This window comes from Geodermatophilus sp. SYSU D01105 (genome assembly GCF_054050095.1).
Genome location: NZ_JBJGYR010000006.1, coordinates 81235 through 96178 on the forward strand (window position 1 = coordinate 81235; position 14944 = coordinate 96178).

The following is a 14944-nucleotide window of genomic DNA, read 5'->3' on the forward strand; positions in this document are numbered from 1 at the left end:
CCCCGCGACGCCCGGTTCCCGAACACCTCGGGAGCCGGGCGTCGTAGGTTCCATGCCGTGTACTTCACCGACAGGGGTCTCGAGGAGCTGGCCGAGCGGCGGGGCGACGAGCAGGTCACCCTCGCCTGGCTCGCCGACCAGATGCAGGCGTTCGTCGACCAGTTCCCGGACTTCGAGGTGCCGGTCGAGCGGCTGGCGACCTGGCTGGCCCGCGGCGGCACGGACGACGACGAGGACTGAGCCGCCGGATCACCGCGGAGGTCGGCTCGAGGAGCGGGGGGCCGGAGGCCTCCCCGACGAGGGCCGGGACGGGCTCAGCGGGGCAGGGGACGGCACCTGGCCGCGGGGGCGGCTCGAGGAGCGGGGGGCCGGAGGCCTCCCCGACGAGGGCCGGGACGGGCTCAGCGGGGCAGGGGACGGCACCTGGCCGCGGTGCGAGTCCGGAGGACGACAGAGTGCACGGGTTGCCTAGCCTCCGTGCATGGGCACCGTCCTCAACGTCCTCCACGTCGTGACCGCCGTCTTCCTCATCGGCCCGATGGCGCTGCTGCCGCACACCGCGCTGCGCGCCGTCCGGACGGGCGACGTCCCCGCGGTGGAGCTGCTGACGCGGTCCACCCGGGTCTTCACGTGGGCGTCGCTGGCGGTGGCCCTGTTCGGGTTCGGCGTCTCCGGGGTCGAGGGCATCCCGCTGTCCCGGACGTGGCTGTGGCTGTCGATCGTGCTGTACCTGGTCGCACTGGTGGTCAGCCTCGTCCTCGTCGTCCCCGCGCTCTCCCGCGCGGCGGCCGGGCTGCGGCGGGGCGACTCCTCCGCCAAGGCGCTCTACGGCCGGATCGCGGCCGGAGCCGGCGTCGTCACCCTGCTCCTGGTCGCCGTCGCGGTCCTCATGGTCTGGAAGCCCTGACCGACACGCCCGGACGGCGGCCTCCCCCGCTCCCGGGCAGGGCAGCGAGACCCTCTGTGCGTGCTCGGTCACTCCCACGCGCTCTCGGGGCTCGCCGCGGGCGCCGCGACGCTGCCCTGGGCCCCGGTGGAGGGCCCCGTCGCCCAGGTCGCGTGGATCGCCGCAGCCGGCGGGTTCGCCATGCTGCCCGACCTCGACCACAGCGGCTCCACGGTCTCCGACATGTGGGGCCCGATCACCGACGTGCCCTCCGGCGCGATCGGACGGCTCGCGCAGGGCCACCGCTGGGGCACCCACGACGCCGTCCTGGCCCCGCTCGCGTTCGGCGCGCTCGCCCTGGCCGCGGCGAACGCGTTCTGGTCGAGCCTGCTGCTGATCGCCCTGGCCATCGGGCTGGCCCTGCGGGCCCTGCACTTCGTGATCCCCGGGCGGGCGGAGAACACCGTCGTCGGCAACCTCGTGCTGTCCTGGGCGGGCGCGTGGCTGCTGCTCGAGCACATGCCCCAGCCCGCGTGGCTGCCGTACGCGGTGGCACTGGGCGTGCTGACCCACATCGCCGGCGACGCGCTGACCAAGCAGGGCGTCCCCGTGCCGGTGGTCTGGCTGCTCAAGCGCTGCCGGCTGGCGCTCACCCCGCTGCGCACCGGCACCGTGCTGGAGAAGGCGGTGCTGGCGCCCGGGTTCGTCCTGGTCACGCTGTGGTTCGTCTACGCCAACACCGGGGTGCGCTCGGCGATCGCCCCCTGGCTGCACCTGGACTGACCGGAGGGGATCGGTGCGGGTCACCCGCACCGATCCCCTCCGGCCGCGTCAGCGGGTGACGGCCTGCTCTCGGGCGCAGTCGGCCACCGCGGCCGCCACGGCCTCGGCCACGCGTCGGTCCAGCGGGCTGGGGACGACGTAGTCAGGACGCACCTCCTCGCCCACGACGTCGGCGATCGCGGCGGCCGCGGCCAGCTTCATCTCCTCGGTGATGGCGGTCGCGCCGGCGTCGATCGCCCCGCGGAACACCCCGGGGAAGGCGAGCACGTTGTTGATCTGGTTGGGCTCGCCGCTGCGCCCGGTGGCGACGACGGCCGCGTAGCGCGCCGCCATCTCCGGGTCGACCTCGGGGATGGGGTTGGCCAGCGAGAACACGATGCAGCCGGGCGCCATCGAGGCGATCACCGACTCCGGCACCGAGCCACCGGACAGCCCCAGGTAGACGTCGGCGCCTTCGAGTGCGCCGGCCATCGTGCCCGCGTAGCCGGAGCGGTTCGTGTGCTCCACGACCCAGCGCTTGACCGGGGTGAGGTCCTCGCGGCCCGGGTGCAGGACCCCCCGGGAGTCGGCCACCGCGATGTCACCGACGCCCGCGCCCAGCAGGATCTTGGTGCACGCGATCCCCGCCGCCCCGGCGCCGGAGACGACCACCCGCAGGTCGCTGATCTCCCGGCCGACCACGCGGGCCGCGTTGCGCAGGGCGGCGAGCACGACGATCGCCGTCCCGTGCTGGTCGTCGTGCATGACCGGGATGTCCAGCCGCTCGCGCAGCCGGTCCTCGATCTCGAAGCAGCGCGGAGCGCTGATGTCCTCCAGGTTGATCCCGCCGAAGGACGGCGCGATCGCCGCCACCGTCTCCACGATCGTGTCGACGTCGGTGGTGGAGAGGACCACCGGCACCGACGACAGCCCGGCGAACTCGCTGAACAGGCAGGCCTTGCCCTCCATGACCGGCAGCGCGGCGGTCGGCCCGATGTCGCCCAGCCCCAGGACGGCGGTGCCGTCGGAGACCACCGCGACCACGCGCGGCGCCCAGGTGAACCGCCGCGCGAGGCCGGGCTCGGTGGCGATGGCGCTGGAGACGCGGGCGACGCCCGGCGTGTACGTCAGCGCCAGGTCGGCCACGGAGTCGATGGAGCGGGTCGGGCGTACCGCCAGCTTGCCGCCCTCGTGGACGGCGAACGCCGGGTCGTCGGCGAAGCGGTCGGGGCTCCCCGGCCGGGTTGCGGAGGTCTCGGGATGCAGGGTTCCGCCCATGGACACGGCAGCGTAACGGTGTCCGGGACGCGCGGTCGCCTACCGTTCCGCACCGTGGAGATCCGCGAACTGGCTGTGCGCGACGCCTACGCCCTCGACCTGGTCCCCCACGGCGACGCCCGCGGCCGGTTCACCGAGTGGTACCGGGCCGACGTCCTCTCCGGCGCCCTGGGGTTCGGGCTGACGCTGGCCCAGGCCAACCACAGCGTCTCCGCCCGCGGGGTGCTGCGCGGCGTGCACTTCGCCCTGGTGCCGCCCGGACAGGCCAAGTACGTGTACTGCCCGGCGGGGCGGGTGCTCGACGTCGTCGTCGACGTCCGGGTCGGCTCACCGACCTTCGGGGTGCACGACGCGGTCGTGCTCGACAGCGAGGCGCCCCGCGCCGTGTACCTGTCCGAGGGCCTCGGCCACGCCTTCGTCTCCCTGGTCGACGGCAGCTCGGTGACCTACCTGGTCTCCAGCGGCTACGACCCCACGCGGGAGTTCGGCATCGACCCGCTGGACCCGGCGCTGGCCCTCCCCTGGCCCGGCGACGTCGAGTTCGAGCTCTCCGCCAAGGACCGGCAGGCGCCGACCCTCGAGCAGGCCCGCGAGCAGGGGCTGCTGCCGACGATGGAGCAGTGCGCGGCGCGGTACGAGCAGCTACGCGCCGGCCGCTGAGTCCGGGGGCGGCGCCAGCCGGCCCGGTCGCGGCCACAGCCGGCCCACCACCCGGCCCACCACGACGGCGGGACCGAAGGCGCGGCTGTCGTCGGCGACCAGGGGGTTGTCGCCCTCCACCCAGTGGCCGCCGGGCGCCTCCCGCCGGACGCGCTTGACCACCAGCAGCTCCGGCCGGACCGGGAACCGGGCCAGGACGACGTCGCCGGGACCGACCGCGCCGCCGCGGTCGACCCGGCGCACCAGCAGCCGGTCACCGTGCCGCACGGTCGGCGACATGGACGGCCCGGCCACCCGGGCCAGGACCCAGGGCGTGACCAGCGGCGGAACGGTCGGGGGGACCTCTTCCTCGGACCTGTGGTCACCGTTCACCGGGAGTAGGGTCGCAGACGACCACACCACGAGACCCGGAGGTCACGTCCATGCGTTTCCGCATGTTCTCCGCCGTGGAGGCCACCGCGCACTGCGACCTCCCCTGCGGCGTGTACGACCCGGCCCAGGCCCGCATCGAGGCGGAGTCCGTCAAGGCCATCCAGGAGAAGTACCAGGCCAACGAGGACCCGGTCTTCCGCATGCGCGCCGTGCTGATCAAGGAGCAGCGCTCCGACCTGGTCAAGCACCACCTGTGGGTGCTGTGGACCGACTACTTCAAGCCCCCGCACTTCGAGAAGTACCCGCAGCTGCACGAGCTGTTCAACAAGGCCACCAAGCAGGCCGGTGCGGCCGGCGGCAAGGGCAGCATGGACCCGGCCGAGGGCCAGAAGCTGCTCGACTACATCGCCGAGATCGACAAGATCTTCTGGGAGACCAAGGCCGCGGCCTGAGTCCCCCGAGGTGCGGCGACGGCCGGCGAGCACTGCGCTCGCCGGCCGTCGCCGTCTCGTCGTCGGGCGGTCCTCGACGGCCCAGCGGGGAGCGGGGAGCACATCCGCCGCGTCGCTGCTCCGGCGGTCGCGACCCGGCTCGTCCGTGAGATCCATACTCGAACGGTGCTCGGCCTCCGGTGCCCGGTCCTCGTGGGGCGGGACCGCGAGCTCGAGCAGTTGCTCGCGGCGCTGGATGCCGTCCGGTCCGGTCGCGGCGCTGCGGTGGCCCTGGTCGGATCCGCCGGGATCGGCAAGTCACGCCTCGTCGTGGAACTGGCCCGACGAGCCCGCGACACGGTGCCGACGCTGGTCGGCAGAGCGGTCGCCGGCGGCCAGCAGCCGGCGTTCCGCCCGATCGTCGAGGCCCTGCTCAGCGGGCTGCGGGCAGACCGACCCGCGCCGGCCGAGCTGGGGCCGTTCCGAGCCGTGCTCGGCCGGCTTCTGCCGCAATGGCGATCCGGCCCGCTGGACAAACTCGCTGGTGGTCCTCGGCGAGGCCGTCCTGCGGCTGCTGGGCCACCTGGGCGCCCGTCAGGGCCTGCTGCTCGTCCTCGAAGACCTGCACTGGGCCGACCCGGACACGCTCGCCGTGCTCGAGTACCTGCTCGACAACGTCGCCTCCCAGCCGGTGCTGATCGTCGTGACGAGCCGCGAGCAGGGCTCGGCCGTCCCCGTACTGCACCACGCCGCCCGGCGTGACGCCGTCCGGCTGCTCGAGCTGGAGGGGCTCGACGAGGCGGGCGTGGTGGAGATGGCGACGGCATGCCTCGGCGACGACCCGCGCCCGGAGTTGCTCGATCTGGTCCGCAGCCGGGCCGAGGGCGTCCCCCTGCTCGTCGAGGAACTGCTCGACGTCGCCCGCCGTCACCCGAGCGACCTCGTGGTGCCGGTGAGCATCGCCGAGTCCACCCGAGCTCAGCTCGCCGCGCTGGCGGAGGAGGCGCGGCGCGGCGTGACGGCTGCAGCAGTCCTCGGTGAGCAGTTCGACTGGGCTCTGCTGCCCCCGATGACCGGCCTCGACGCGGCGACAGTGCTGGACGCGCTGCGTGGGGCAGTGCGCGACGGACTGCTCGTCACCGGTGCCGATGGCAGGTTCGCGTTCCGCCACGCCCTCACCCGTGACGCCGTCCTCGCCGACATCCTGCCGCCCGAACGCGCCGCTCTGGCGGGCCGGGCGCTGGAGGCGCTGGAGCGGGCCGGCAGCGATCTCGACCGGGACCGGTGCGCCGTGGCCGCCGCCATGGCGGAGGTGGCGGGGAACCGGCGGCGTGCCGCCGAACTCCTGGTCGACGCCGGACGGAGGGACCTCGAGAGCGGGGCGCTCGCCACCGCCGAGGCGACCGTGGAGCGAGCGCGGGCGCTGGGTGGCGACGACGTGCTCACCCGCGTGCAGGCCGACGAGGTGCTGGCGGAGGTCCTGGTGCAGGCCGGGCGGCCCGAGGACGCCGCCGCCGCGACCTCGTCCCTGTTGGCCGGCCTGCAGCGACTCGACGCGGCACCGTCGCGCGTGTCGGACGCGCACCTGCGGCTGGCGCGCGCATGGACCGTGGCCGGGGCCTGGTCGGCCGCGGAGGAGCAGACGCGTCTGGCGCGTGAGGTCACGGCGGACCTGCCGCGGGCCGACCTCGTCGAGGCGCTCGTCGCGTTGGGCCGCAACCGTTTCGCGGAGGCCGAGCGTCTCGCCCGCCGCGTCCTCGACGCCCGCGTGCCCGTGCGGCCCGAGGTGACCTGCGAGGCGTTGGAGGTGCTGGGCAGGCTGGCCCGGCGGCGTGACGGAGCCGCTGCGGAGGCGTTGTTCACCCGTGCGCTCGACACGGCCGAGCGTCATCGGCTCCCCGTGTGGCGGGCGCGAGCACTGCACGAGCTGTCGACCATCGACCTGTTCGGCAGCCTGCGGACCGAACGCGCCCAGCAAGCCCGAGGAGCCGCGCTGGACACCGGTTCGATCGCGGTCGCCACAGCCGCCGACTACCACCGCGCGTCGATGCTGGCCTGGCGCGGCGAGCACGACGAGGCACTCGCGATCCTGGAGGCGGTCGAGGAGAGCGCGCGGTGGCTGCGCCTACCGATCCTGCCGATGGTGCTGATCGTCCAGGGCGAGATCCGCGCCCAGCTCGGGGAGGAGGCCGCGGCAGAGGCCCTGGCCGCCGATGCGCTCGCCCGCGCGCCGGAGGACGACCACGTCGCTGCCGCGGCCCTGCACGTGCGCGCGACCAGCCGCCTGCTGGTCGAGGACCGGGACGGTGCACTCCAGGCCCTCGATCGCGCCGCAGCGCACCTCCGTCGCGAGGTCGACACCACGTCCAGCCCGCCGCTGGCGAGATGGGCCCTGCTCGCAGCCCTCGAGCGTGGCGCGGATGCCCTCCAGCTGGCGAGGACGCAGACCGGTGCGGGGGTCGCCCGCTGGACCGTCGGACACCTCGGGCTGGCCGAGGCGGTCGTCCTCGCTCGTCGGGGCGACCGCGCCGCAGCGGCGGAGGCGTTCGCGGCGGCGGATCGAGCGCTGCTCGCACCCGTCCCGATGCCCCACTTCCGGCACCTGGCCCGGCGACTGGTCGCCGAGGCTGCGATCTCCGACGGCTGGGGTGAACCGACCCGCTGGCTCCTCGACGACCTGACCCACTTCGAGCGCATGGGCCACGACCGGGTCGCCGCGGCCTGCCGTGCGCTGCTGCGCCGTGCCGGCGCCCCTGTCCCACGCCGTACGCCAGGACCCGACGTGCCCGACGCGCTCCGCTCCCGCGGAGTCACCAGTCGGGAGGTGGAGGTCCTCGCCCTGGTCGGCCAGGGGTTGTCGAACCGCGAGATCGCGGCCCGGCTCGTGCTCTCACCCCGCACCGTGGAGAAGCACCTGGAGCGGCTGATGGCCAAGACCGGGACCCACAGCCGCAGCGCACTCGTCGCCCGGGCGGCTCGATCCGCCTGGTGAGAGCGGCTCCCGCGCCGGGCCGCGGTGCGCGCCCGGGAAGGCGACCCCGACGCCACGGAGCGGGAACGGCGCCGGGCGCAGGACGCGCCGGAACCGCCCTCGCACCCGTGGGACTACGTACGTAGCGCCCGACCGGGAGATACGTGGTCCACCCGTCGTGCAGCGGGTCGGCCCGCGGGAGGGTCGCCTCGTCCCACTCCCACCGCCTGCGCGGAGGCAAGCCATGACCGACCTGCTCGAGAAGGACCTCGACCACGACCTGCCGGGCTTCCGGGGGGAGGTCGTGAGCCCCGGCTCACCGGACTACGAGCGCGCCCGCCGGGTGTGGAACCTCGCGATCGACCGCCGGCCCCGGATGGTCGCTCGCTGCACGGGGGCCGCCGACGTGATCGCTGCCGTGCGCCACGCACGCGAGCGCGGCCTGCCGCTCGCGGTGCGCGGAGGAGGCCACAGCATCCCGGGGTTCTCGACGTGCGACGACGGGATCGTGGTCGACCTGTCGGGGATGAAGGGCATCAGGGTCGACCCGCGGTCGCGCACGGCCACCGCACAGCCCGGGCTCACCTGGGCCGAGTTCGACGCCGAGACCCAGGCGTTCGGACTGGCGACCCCCGGAGGGGAGGTGTCGGACACCGGGATCGCCGGCCTGACCCTCGGCGGCGGCATCGGCTGGCTGTCCCGCAGGTTCGGGCTGAGCTGCGACAACCTCCTGGCCGCTGATCTCGTCACGGCCGATGGCCGGCTGCTGCAGGTCGGTCCCGACGAGCACCCCGACCTGTTCTGGGCCCTGCGCGGTGGAGGCGGCAACTTCGGCATCGTGACCGAGTTCCGCTTCCGCCTGCACCCGGTCGGGCCGCTGGTGGCCGGTCCGCTGATGTACCCCGAGGACCAGGCGCCCGCGGTGCTGCGGGCGCTGCAGGACCTCGCTCTGGACACACCGCGCGAGTTCGCCCTGGTGACAGCGCTGGCGACGATGCCACCGCTGCCCGAGGTGCCGCAGCCGCTGCAGGGCCGGCGGACCCTGGTGGTCATCCCGTGCTGGGTCGGATCGCGGAGCGAGGGTGAGGCGTTCCTCCACGGGGTCCGGGGGATCGGCCGGCCGGTGGTCGACGGCGTGGGGATCACGGGCTACGTCGCGCTGCAGCGCTCCGCCGACGCGATGAACCCGCCCGGGTTGCACAACTACGTCCGATCCGACCTCCTCGGACGGCTCGACGACGCAGCGATCGACCGCCTGGTCGAGCAGTGGGCGGGCGTCAGCTCACCGCGCAGCGTCATCCTGCTGCGGCTCCTGGGTGGAGCGATCAGTGACGTCGACCCACGCGCCACCGCCTTCGCCAACCGCGGTAGCCGCTGGCTGGTCACCGTCTCCTCCTCCTGGGAAGGCGGTCCCGGCGACGCCCACCGTCGCTGGGCGCGTGACACGTGGACTGCCCTGCGTCCAGCCGCCGCCAGCACCTACGTCAACCACCTGGACGGCGACGAGGGCCGTGCTCGCATCACGGAGGCGTACGGCGGCACCGCTGGGTACCAGCGGCTCGCAGCAGTCAAGGCCGCCTACGACTCGGACAACGTCTTCCGCCTCAACCAGAACATCGAGCCGCTGACGTCCGCCTCGACCTGAGGGGTCAGCCAGACCGCCTCCACGGAGGCCGCGGCCTGGGTGCTCCCCGAGGTGCGGCGACGGCCGGCGAGCTCCCCGCTCGCCGGCCGTCGCCGTCCCCGCGCCCGGCGCGTCGATGAGTTCCGGCGCGCACGCCGGTCTGCCCGCTGACCGCACCAGGACACGAGGAGACGCCATGGCCACCCGGCTCAACCCCTACCTGGACTTCTCCGGCAACGCCCGCGAGGCGATGGAGTTCTACCGCTCCGTCCTCGGCGGCGAGCTCCAGGTGATGACCTTCGGGGACGTCGGCGGCGGCGGGGGCGAGTACCCCGACGACGGCGTGATGCACGCCTTCCTGCGCACCGCCGACGGGCTGGAGCTCATGGCCTCCGACGGCCACGACCCCGACGCCACCGGCCCGGACCGGGTGTCGCTGTCGCTCTCCGGGGACGACGCGCAGACCCTCCCCCGCTGGTTCCAGGCGCTGGCCGAGGGCGGCGTCGTCGACGTCCCGCTGGAGGAGCAGGTGTGGGGCGACACGTTCGGGCAGGTCACCGACCGCTTCGGCGTTCGGTGGCTGGTCAACGTCGCCACCCCAGCCGCCTGACCCGCCGGACCCGGCTGCCGGCCGCCCGGGCCGGCAGCCGGTGATCCGTCGGCCGACGCGAGTGCGTCCCGGTACCGTTTGGCCACGATGCGCATCGATCCGGCCGGGTGGCCGTTCATCACCGTCCCCCTGGCTCCCGCGGCCCTGTCCTCCCTCGCCGGGCGGCTGTCCGGCCGGCGAGGGCTCCGGTTCGCCGCCTGGCCGTTCCTGGCCCTGTCGGCCTACATGGCCCTGTTCTTCCGCGACCCCGATCGCCGGTGCGACGTCGAGCCGCCGGCCGAGGACGACGTCCTGTCCCCCGCCGACGGCGTGGTGATGGTCGCGGGCGAGCCCCAGGAGGGCGTCGCGCCCGAGGGGGACTGGCAGCAGGTGAGCGTCTTCCTCTCCGTGGTCGACGTGCACGTCAACCGCTCGCCGTACCACGGCGAGGTCGTGGAGAGCTCCTACCGCAAGGGCAGCTTCCTGGCCGCCTACCGCAAGGAGTCCGCGCACCTCAACGAGCGCAGCGAGCTGTGGCTGCGCGACACCACCGGCCCCAGCCCACGCACCGTGGTCTTCCGGCAGCTCGTCGGCGCCCTCGCGCGGCGCATCGTGACCCGCACCGGCGTCGGCCAGCACCTGGCCACCGGCGAGCGGATGGGGCTGATGAAGTTCGGCTCGCGGATGGACGTCTTCGTCCCCCGCGAGTGCACGATCACCGTCCGCAAGGGGCAGCGGGTGCGCGGCGGCGAGACCGTCATCGCCCGCTGGCCCGCAGCCGGCTGAGGAGGCGGCCATGCCCAGCTCCGCGTCCGGCGCGCGCCCGCCGCAGACCCGGCGCACGGCCACCGTCGAGTTCGTCCGGGGGTCGGTCCGCGGGAGCCGCCGGCGGGCCCTGGCCACCCTGCCCAGCCTGTTCACCCTGGCCAACATGATGTGCGGCTTCGCCGCGATCCTGGTGTCCATCCGGGGGCAGTACACGCTGGCCGCCGTCCTGGTGGGGCTGTCGGTGGTCTTCGACATCACCGACGGCGCGGTCGCCCGGCTGGTCGGCGCGGTCACCCCGTTCGGCCTGCAGTTCGACTCGCTGGCCGACCTGGTCTCCTTCGGGCTGGCCCCGGCACTGCTGGCGTTCACGCTGTTCTCCGAGGGCCGCGACGAGTGGGACCCCCTGGGCTGGGTCGCCTGCTTCCTCTGGGTCGCGTGCGCGGCCATCCGGCTGGCGCGGTTCAACACGACGATCGACCCCACGGCCGACAAGCGGTACTTCACCGGCATGCCCAGCCCCGGGGCCGCCGGCGTCGTGCTGGCCTCGGTGTTCGCCTTCGGCGACCAGATGCAGGGCCGCGACCGGCTGTGGGTGCTGCTCATCGTCGCCGTCCCGGCGCTGCTCATGGTGAGCACCATCCGGTTCCGCTCGTTCCGCTCGCTGGTCAGCCCGAAGAGCGGCCGGCCCTACGGGCTGGTCGTCGCGGCGCTGGCCGTCGTCGTCGGCTTCGCCCTCGTCCCGGTGATCACCGGCTGCGTGCTCGCCTACGGTTACCTGCTGGCCCCGGTGCTCGTGCCGGCGCTCTCGCCCCTCGCCCGGCTGGTGCCGGCCCGCGTCAAGGAGCTGCTCACATGAGCGTCCGCCCGATCCGCCCCGACGACGTGCCCGCCGTGGTCGGGCTGGTCCGCGAACTGGCCGAGTACGAGGAGGCCGCGCACGAGGTCCGGCTGACCGAGGAGCAGCTGACCGCCGCGCTCTTCGGCGACTCCCCGAAGCTGTTCGGCCACGTCGCGGACGTCGGCGGCGAGGTCGTCGGCATGGCCCTGTGGTTCCTGAACTTCTCGACGTGGCGCGGCACCCACGGCATCTACCTCGAGGACCTCTACGTGCAGCCGCAGCACCGGGGCAGCGGGCTGGGCCGCGAGCTGCTGCGCACGCTCGCCGAGCTGTGCGTGCAGCGCGGCCACGACCGCCTGGAGTGGTCGGTGCTGGACTGGAACACCCCCTCGATCGACTTCTACAAGGCCGCCGGAGCGGTGCCGATGGACGAGTGGACGGTCTTCCGGCTCACCGACGAGGCCCTGACCACGTTCGCCGGCGACCGCCGCGAGCGGGCATGAGCACCGACCGGAAGCCGCCGGAGTGCTGGCTCACCGACATGGACGGCGTCCTGGTGCACGAGGGCCAGGCGCTGCCCGGCGCCGCGGAGTTCCTGCAGCGGCTGGTCGAGCTGGGGCGCCGGTTCCTGGTGCTCACCAACAACTCCATCTTCACGCCGCGCGACCTCGCCGCCCGACTGGCCCGGTCGGGGCTGCAGGTGCCCGAGGAGTCGATCTGGACCTCGGCGCTGGCGACGGCGGACTTCCTCTCCAGCCAGCTGCCCGGCGGCTCGGCGTACGTCATCGGCGAGGCGGGTCTGACCACGGCGCTCTACGAGGCCGGCTACACCCTGACCGACACCGACCCCGACTACGTCGTCCTCGGTGAGACGCGCACCTACTCGTTCGAGGCGATCACCCGGGCGATCCGGCTGGTCGGCTCGGGGGCGCGGTTCATCGCGACCAACCCCGACGTCACCGGTCCCTCGCCCGAGGGGCCGCTGCCGGCGACCGGCTCGGTCGCGGCGATGATCACCCGGGCGACCGGCGCCGAGCCCTACTTCGTCGGCAAGCCCAACCCGATGATGTTCCGCAGCGCGATGAACCGGATCTCCGCGCACTCGGAGTCGACGGTGATGATCGGCGACCGGATGGACACCGACGTGGTCGCCGGCATCGAGGCGGGGCTGGACACGATCCTGGTGCTCACGGGTTCGACGCGCGCGACCGACGTGGCGCGCTTCCCGTTCCGTCCCGGCCGGGTGCTCGACTCGATCGCCGACGTCGTCGAGCTCGTCTGAGGCGCCCCGTCACGGCCCCACCCGGACGCGGGGTCCTCCCTCAGCGATCCCCGGAGAAGGCCAGGCGCGCCTCGGGGGTGGCCAGCAGGTACAGCACGACGGCGGCCAGCACCAGGACCGGGACGCCGACCAGCGGCCCGCCCCACTCGAACGCCGAGTAGTAGCCCAGCAGCGCGAACAGCAGCTGCAGCACGACCACCGGGCCGCGGGCCCAGCTCGACACCCGCCACAGCCCCACCGCGGCGGCCGCCAGGAGCGCGGCGAACAGCCCCACGTAGACGACCTCGGCGACCGCCCGCCCGACGCTGTCGGGGGTGGAGGTGAAGGTCAGCAGGAGCAGCCACACGGCGACCCCGGCCAGCAGCACGGCCTCCAGGCCGACCACCAGCGCCGCTCGCCGCACCGCGGGCGGTGCCTGCGACCGGGGCCGGGCGGGCCGCGCCGCGGACGGCTCGGCGGCACCGCCCAGCAGCCGCTCCGAGTGCCGGCGCTCCCGCGGGGGCCGGGCTCCTGGCTGCTCCGTCACGGCCGCGAGGGTACGCGCCGGACGCCTCCGGACCGGTCCGGGCCGCACCTGCCGGGCCTCGACTCCCGGCCTCGTTAGCCTGACCGTCATGCGCGCGCTCGTGGTGGCCAACCCCGCGGCGACGACGACCTCCCGCACGATGCGCGACGACGTGCTCGCCGCCCTGGCCGGCGAGCTCAAGGTGGACCTCGCCGAGACCACCCACCGCGGTCACGGCAGCGAGCTGGCCCGGGCGGCCGGGGCCGACGGCGTGGACGTCGTCGTGGCCCTCGGCGGTGACGGCACCGTCAACGAGGTCGTCAACGGGCTGCTGCACGCCGGCCCCGGCCCGGGGGTGCCGACCCTCGCGGTTGTGCCCGGCGGGTCCACGAACGTCTTCTCGCGGGCGCTGGGGCGCTCCCGCGACCCGCTCACGGCGACCACCGAGATCCTGGAGTCGCTGCGCGCGGGCCGGACCCGGCGGGTCTCCCTGGGGACGGCGAGCGCGCGCGGCACGACGACGGCGACGATCGCCCTCCCCGACCCCGGGGCCGCCCAGGCTGCCGCGGACGCCGGTGCCGCCGCCTCCCCCGGGTGGACCGACCCCCGGTGGTTCGTCTTCAGCGCCGGGCTCGGGTTCGACGCCGACGTCATCGGGCGGGTGGAGGCGCAGCGGGCGCGGGGACGGCGCTCCACCGGGGCCCTGTACGTGGTCGAGGCGACGACGGCGTTCGTGCTGGGCCACGAGCGCCGGGACCCGCCCATGACGCTCGAGCTGCCCGGGGAACCGTCGCTGGACGGGCTGTTCCTGTGCCTGGTGTCCAACGTGGCGCCGTGGACCTACCTGGGGCGGCGGCCGGTGAACCCCAGCCCGGAGGCGTCCTTCGACGCCGGGTTGGACGTCTTCGCCATGGGGCGCATGGGGGTGTTCCGGATGCTCCACCACGTGCGGCAGGTGTTCGCCCGCCGCCCCGATGCGCGCGGCCGAGGGGTGCACCGCCGGCACGACCTGCAGACCGTCATCCTCACGGCGGTGCGCCCGCAGGGCTGGCAACTGGACGGCGACCACCTCGGCACCGCGACGGGGCTGCGCGTGTGCAGCGTCCCCGCCGCCCTGCGCGTGGTGGCCTGACGCCGCCGGGAGCATCGCAGCGAGCGCCGGCGAGCGAGGAGCGGACCGGCGGCGTCAGGTCACCCATGGACGTGGTGGCCTGACCCCGGCGCAGACGGCGTCGGAGGGCGACGGCCGAGCGGCGCCACGGACCGCCGGGGCGGCCCGGTCCCGCAGCGGGGTCAGGGGCGATCCGCACCACATCGACGAGGAACTGCCCGTTCTCGCAATTGCGGTTCCGACCTGCAGCTTTGTGCACGTCGGACGGGCGATGTCAATGCCTCGCGTCGCGGGGACGTGCGGTCGAGTGGCGCACCTAGCACGCCCGTGGTGAGCTTGCTCACGAGGGGTCGACCGAAGCCTCCGATTTGCTTGACAGGCATCTTCCTCGTGAAAACATCGCGAGAGGAAAGCAACCTGTCGGTAACAAATGCACTGAGTCGCTGTGCCATGGCGCTGGCCAACCCGGTGCCGGCCTGCGGAACGGTCCGAGGCCGGCGACTGATGCACCACACCGTAGACGACATCGAGGAGATCACCGCCATGGACTGGCGCCACCGCGCGCTCTGCCGAGACGAGGACCCGGAGCTGTTCTTCCCCATCGGGACGACCGGTCCGGCTCTCGTGCAGATCGAGCAGGCCAAGGGTGTGTGCCGGCGCTGCCCGGTCGTGGAGTCCTGCCTGGACTGGGCCCTGCGCTCGGGTCAGGACTCCGGCGTCTGGGGTGGGCTGTCCGAGGACGAGCGGCGCGCGCTCAAGCGGCGCCAGGCTCGCACCCGGGTGCGCACCGCCTGAGCCCACCGCGATCCGGCTCCCGGGCCCCCCGCCCGGCACCGCCGCACTGAACCGCCACGAGGCCGGTCCGGG

At 74.3% G+C, this 14944-nt stretch carries 17 protein-coding genes and 1 pseudogene; 15 read left to right on the forward strand and 3 right to left on the reverse strand.

Annotated features, from left to right (window positions below; all coding sequences use genetic code 11):
• Positions 1-57 precede the first annotated feature (57 nt).
• From ACI79I_RS07220 to ACI79I_RS07230, 3 genes are all read left to right on the forward strand, one after another.
• A complete protein-coding gene (locus ACI79I_RS07220) occupies positions 58-240 on the forward strand; it encodes a DUF6104 family protein (RefSeq protein ID WP_456991621.1) in 183 nt (60 codons plus the stop codon).
• Between the two features lie 241 nt (positions 241-481).
• Positions 482-907 (forward strand): DUF2269 family protein, encoded by a 426-nt coding sequence (locus tag ACI79I_RS07225; RefSeq protein ID WP_456991622.1) that lies wholly within the window; start codon positions 482-484, stop codon positions 905-907.
• 60 nt (positions 908-967) lie between these two features.
• Positions 968-1669 (forward strand): metal-dependent hydrolase, encoded by a 702-nt coding sequence (locus tag ACI79I_RS07230; RefSeq protein WP_456991624.1) that lies wholly within the window; start codon positions 968-970, stop codon positions 1667-1669.
• Positions 1670-1717: 48 nt separating this feature from the next.
• On the opposite strand, the gene ACI79I_RS07235 is transcribed toward ACI79I_RS07230, so the two are convergent.
• Positions 1718-2926, reverse strand: a complete 1209-nt coding sequence (locus ACI79I_RS07235; RefSeq protein ID WP_456991626.1) for an NAD(P)-dependent malic enzyme — start codon at positions 2924-2926, stop codon at positions 1718-1720.
• A gap of 54 nt (positions 2927-2980) precedes the next feature.
• On the opposite strand from ACI79I_RS07235, the gene ACI79I_RS07240 reads away from it, so the two are divergent.
• Positions 2981-3586: a dTDP-4-dehydrorhamnose 3,5-epimerase family protein gene (locus ACI79I_RS07240; RefSeq protein WP_456991628.1), complete on the forward strand. Its 606-nt coding sequence runs from the start codon at positions 2981-2983 to the stop codon at positions 3584-3586.
• On the opposite strand, the gene ACI79I_RS07245 is transcribed toward ACI79I_RS07240, so the two are convergent.
• Positions 3569-3958: a S26 family signal peptidase gene (locus ACI79I_RS07245; RefSeq protein ID WP_456991630.1), complete on the reverse strand. Its 390-nt coding sequence runs from the start codon at positions 3956-3958 to the stop codon at positions 3569-3571. The genes ACI79I_RS07240 and ACI79I_RS07245 overlap by 18 nt on opposite strands.
• A 50-nt stretch (positions 3959-4008) precedes the next feature.
• Here ACI79I_RS07245 and sodN point away from each other — a divergent pair, with 50 nt between their 5' ends.
• From sodN to ACI79I_RS07290, 9 genes and pseudogenes are all read left to right on the forward strand, one after another.
• Entirely contained in the window at positions 4009-4410 is a 402-nt protein-coding gene (gene sodN, locus ACI79I_RS07250; protein WP_456948408.1) for a superoxide dismutase, Ni, read from the forward strand.
• Positions 4411-4602: 192 nt separating this feature from the next.
• Positions 4603-4914: pseudogene (locus ACI79I_RS07255) on the forward strand (ATP-binding protein); the annotation flags it as partial.
• Positions 4915-4933: 19 nt separating this feature from the next.
• On the forward strand, positions 4934-7381 hold the full coding sequence (locus ACI79I_RS07260; RefSeq protein WP_456991632.1) for an ATP-binding protein: 2448 nt from the start codon (positions 4934-4936) through the stop codon (positions 7379-7381).
• Positions 7382-7604: 223 nt separating this feature from the next.
• Complete coding sequence (locus ACI79I_RS07265) at positions 7605-9005, forward strand: FAD-binding oxidoreductase (RefSeq protein WP_456991633.1); 1401 nt, start codon at positions 7605-7607, stop codon at positions 9003-9005.
• A gap of 175 nt (positions 9006-9180) precedes the next feature.
• Positions 9181-9594, forward strand: a complete 414-nt coding sequence (locus ACI79I_RS07270; RefSeq protein ID WP_456991634.1) for a VOC family protein — start codon at positions 9181-9183, stop codon at positions 9592-9594.
• Positions 9595-9681: 87 nt separating this feature from the next.
• Complete coding sequence (locus ACI79I_RS07275) at positions 9682-10359, forward strand: phosphatidylserine decarboxylase (RefSeq protein ID WP_456991635.1); 678 nt, start codon at positions 9682-9684, stop codon at positions 10357-10359.
• A 10-nt stretch (positions 10360-10369) separates the two neighbouring features.
• On the forward strand, positions 10370-11197 hold the full coding sequence (gene pssA / locus ACI79I_RS07280) for a CDP-diacylglycerol--serine O-phosphatidyltransferase (RefSeq protein WP_456991636.1): 828 nt from the start codon (positions 10370-10372) through the stop codon (positions 11195-11197).
• A complete protein-coding gene (locus ACI79I_RS07285; RefSeq protein WP_456991638.1) occupies positions 11194-11682 on the forward strand; it encodes an N-acetyltransferase family protein in 489 nt (162 codons plus the stop codon). Before pssA ends, ACI79I_RS07285 begins: the two co-directional genes overlap by 4 nt.
• Complete coding sequence (locus tag ACI79I_RS07290; protein WP_456991639.1) at positions 11679-12461, forward strand: HAD-IIA family hydrolase; 783 nt, start codon at positions 11679-11681, stop codon at positions 12459-12461. The genes ACI79I_RS07285 and ACI79I_RS07290 overlap by 4 nt, the downstream gene beginning before the upstream one ends.
• Positions 12462-12501: 40 nt before the next feature.
• Here ACI79I_RS07290 and ACI79I_RS07295 read toward each other — a convergent pair whose 3' ends face one another.
• On the reverse strand, positions 12502-12987 hold the full coding sequence (locus ACI79I_RS07295; RefSeq protein ID WP_456991640.1) for a hypothetical protein: 486 nt from the start codon (positions 12985-12987) through the stop codon (positions 12502-12504).
• Between the two features lie 88 nt (positions 12988-13075).
• Here ACI79I_RS07295 and ACI79I_RS07300 point away from each other — a divergent pair, with 88 nt between their 5' ends.
• Together ACI79I_RS07300 and ACI79I_RS07305 are read left to right on the forward strand one after the other, a co-directional pair.
• Complete coding sequence (locus tag ACI79I_RS07300; RefSeq protein WP_456991641.1) at positions 13076-14098, forward strand: diacylglycerol/lipid kinase family protein; 1023 nt, start codon at positions 13076-13078, stop codon at positions 14096-14098.
• Positions 14099-14581: 483 nt separating this feature from the next.
• The gene (locus ACI79I_RS07305; RefSeq protein ID WP_456947409.1) at positions 14582-14872 is read left to right on the forward strand and encodes a WhiB family transcriptional regulator; all 291 of its coding nucleotides are present in this window, start codon (positions 14582-14584) and stop codon (positions 14870-14872) included.
• Positions 14873-14944 lie beyond the last annotated feature (72 nt).

Coding starts and splice junctions, on each gene's coding strand:
- ACI79I_RS07225 (WP_456991622.1), top strand. CDS start 482: ATGGGCACCGTCCTCAACGTCCTCCACGTCGTGACCGCCGTCTTCCTC.
- ACI79I_RS07235 (WP_456991626.1), bottom strand. CDS start 2,926: ATGGGCGGAACCCTGCATCCCGAGACCTCCGCAACCCGGCCGGGGAGC.
- sodN (WP_456948408.1), top strand. CDS start 4,009: ATGCGTTTCCGCATGTTCTCCGCCGTGGAGGCCACCGCGCACTGCGAC.
- ACI79I_RS07265 (WP_456991633.1), top strand. CDS start 7,605: ATGACCGACCTGCTCGAGAAGGACCTCGACCACGACCTGCCGGGCTTC.
- ACI79I_RS07270 (WP_456991634.1), top strand. CDS start 9,181: ATGGCCACCCGGCTCAACCCCTACCTGGACTTCTCCGGCAACGCCCGC.
- ACI79I_RS07275 (WP_456991635.1), top strand. CDS start 9,682: ATGCGCATCGATCCGGCCGGGTGGCCGTTCATCACCGTCCCCCTGGCT.
- pssA (WP_456991636.1), top strand. CDS start 10,370: ATGCCCAGCTCCGCGTCCGGCGCGCGCCCGCCGCAGACCCGGCGCACG.
- ACI79I_RS07285 (WP_456991638.1), top strand. CDS start 11,194: ATGAGCGTCCGCCCGATCCGCCCCGACGACGTGCCCGCCGTGGTCGGG.
- ACI79I_RS07290 (WP_456991639.1), top strand. CDS start 11,679: ATGAGCACCGACCGGAAGCCGCCGGAGTGCTGGCTCACCGACATGGAC.
- ACI79I_RS07300 (WP_456991641.1), top strand. CDS start 13,076: ATGCGCGCGCTCGTGGTGGCCAACCCCGCGGCGACGACGACCTCCCGC.
- ACI79I_RS07305 (WP_456947409.1), top strand. CDS start 14,582: ATGCACCACACCGTAGACGACATCGAGGAGATCACCGCCATGGACTGG.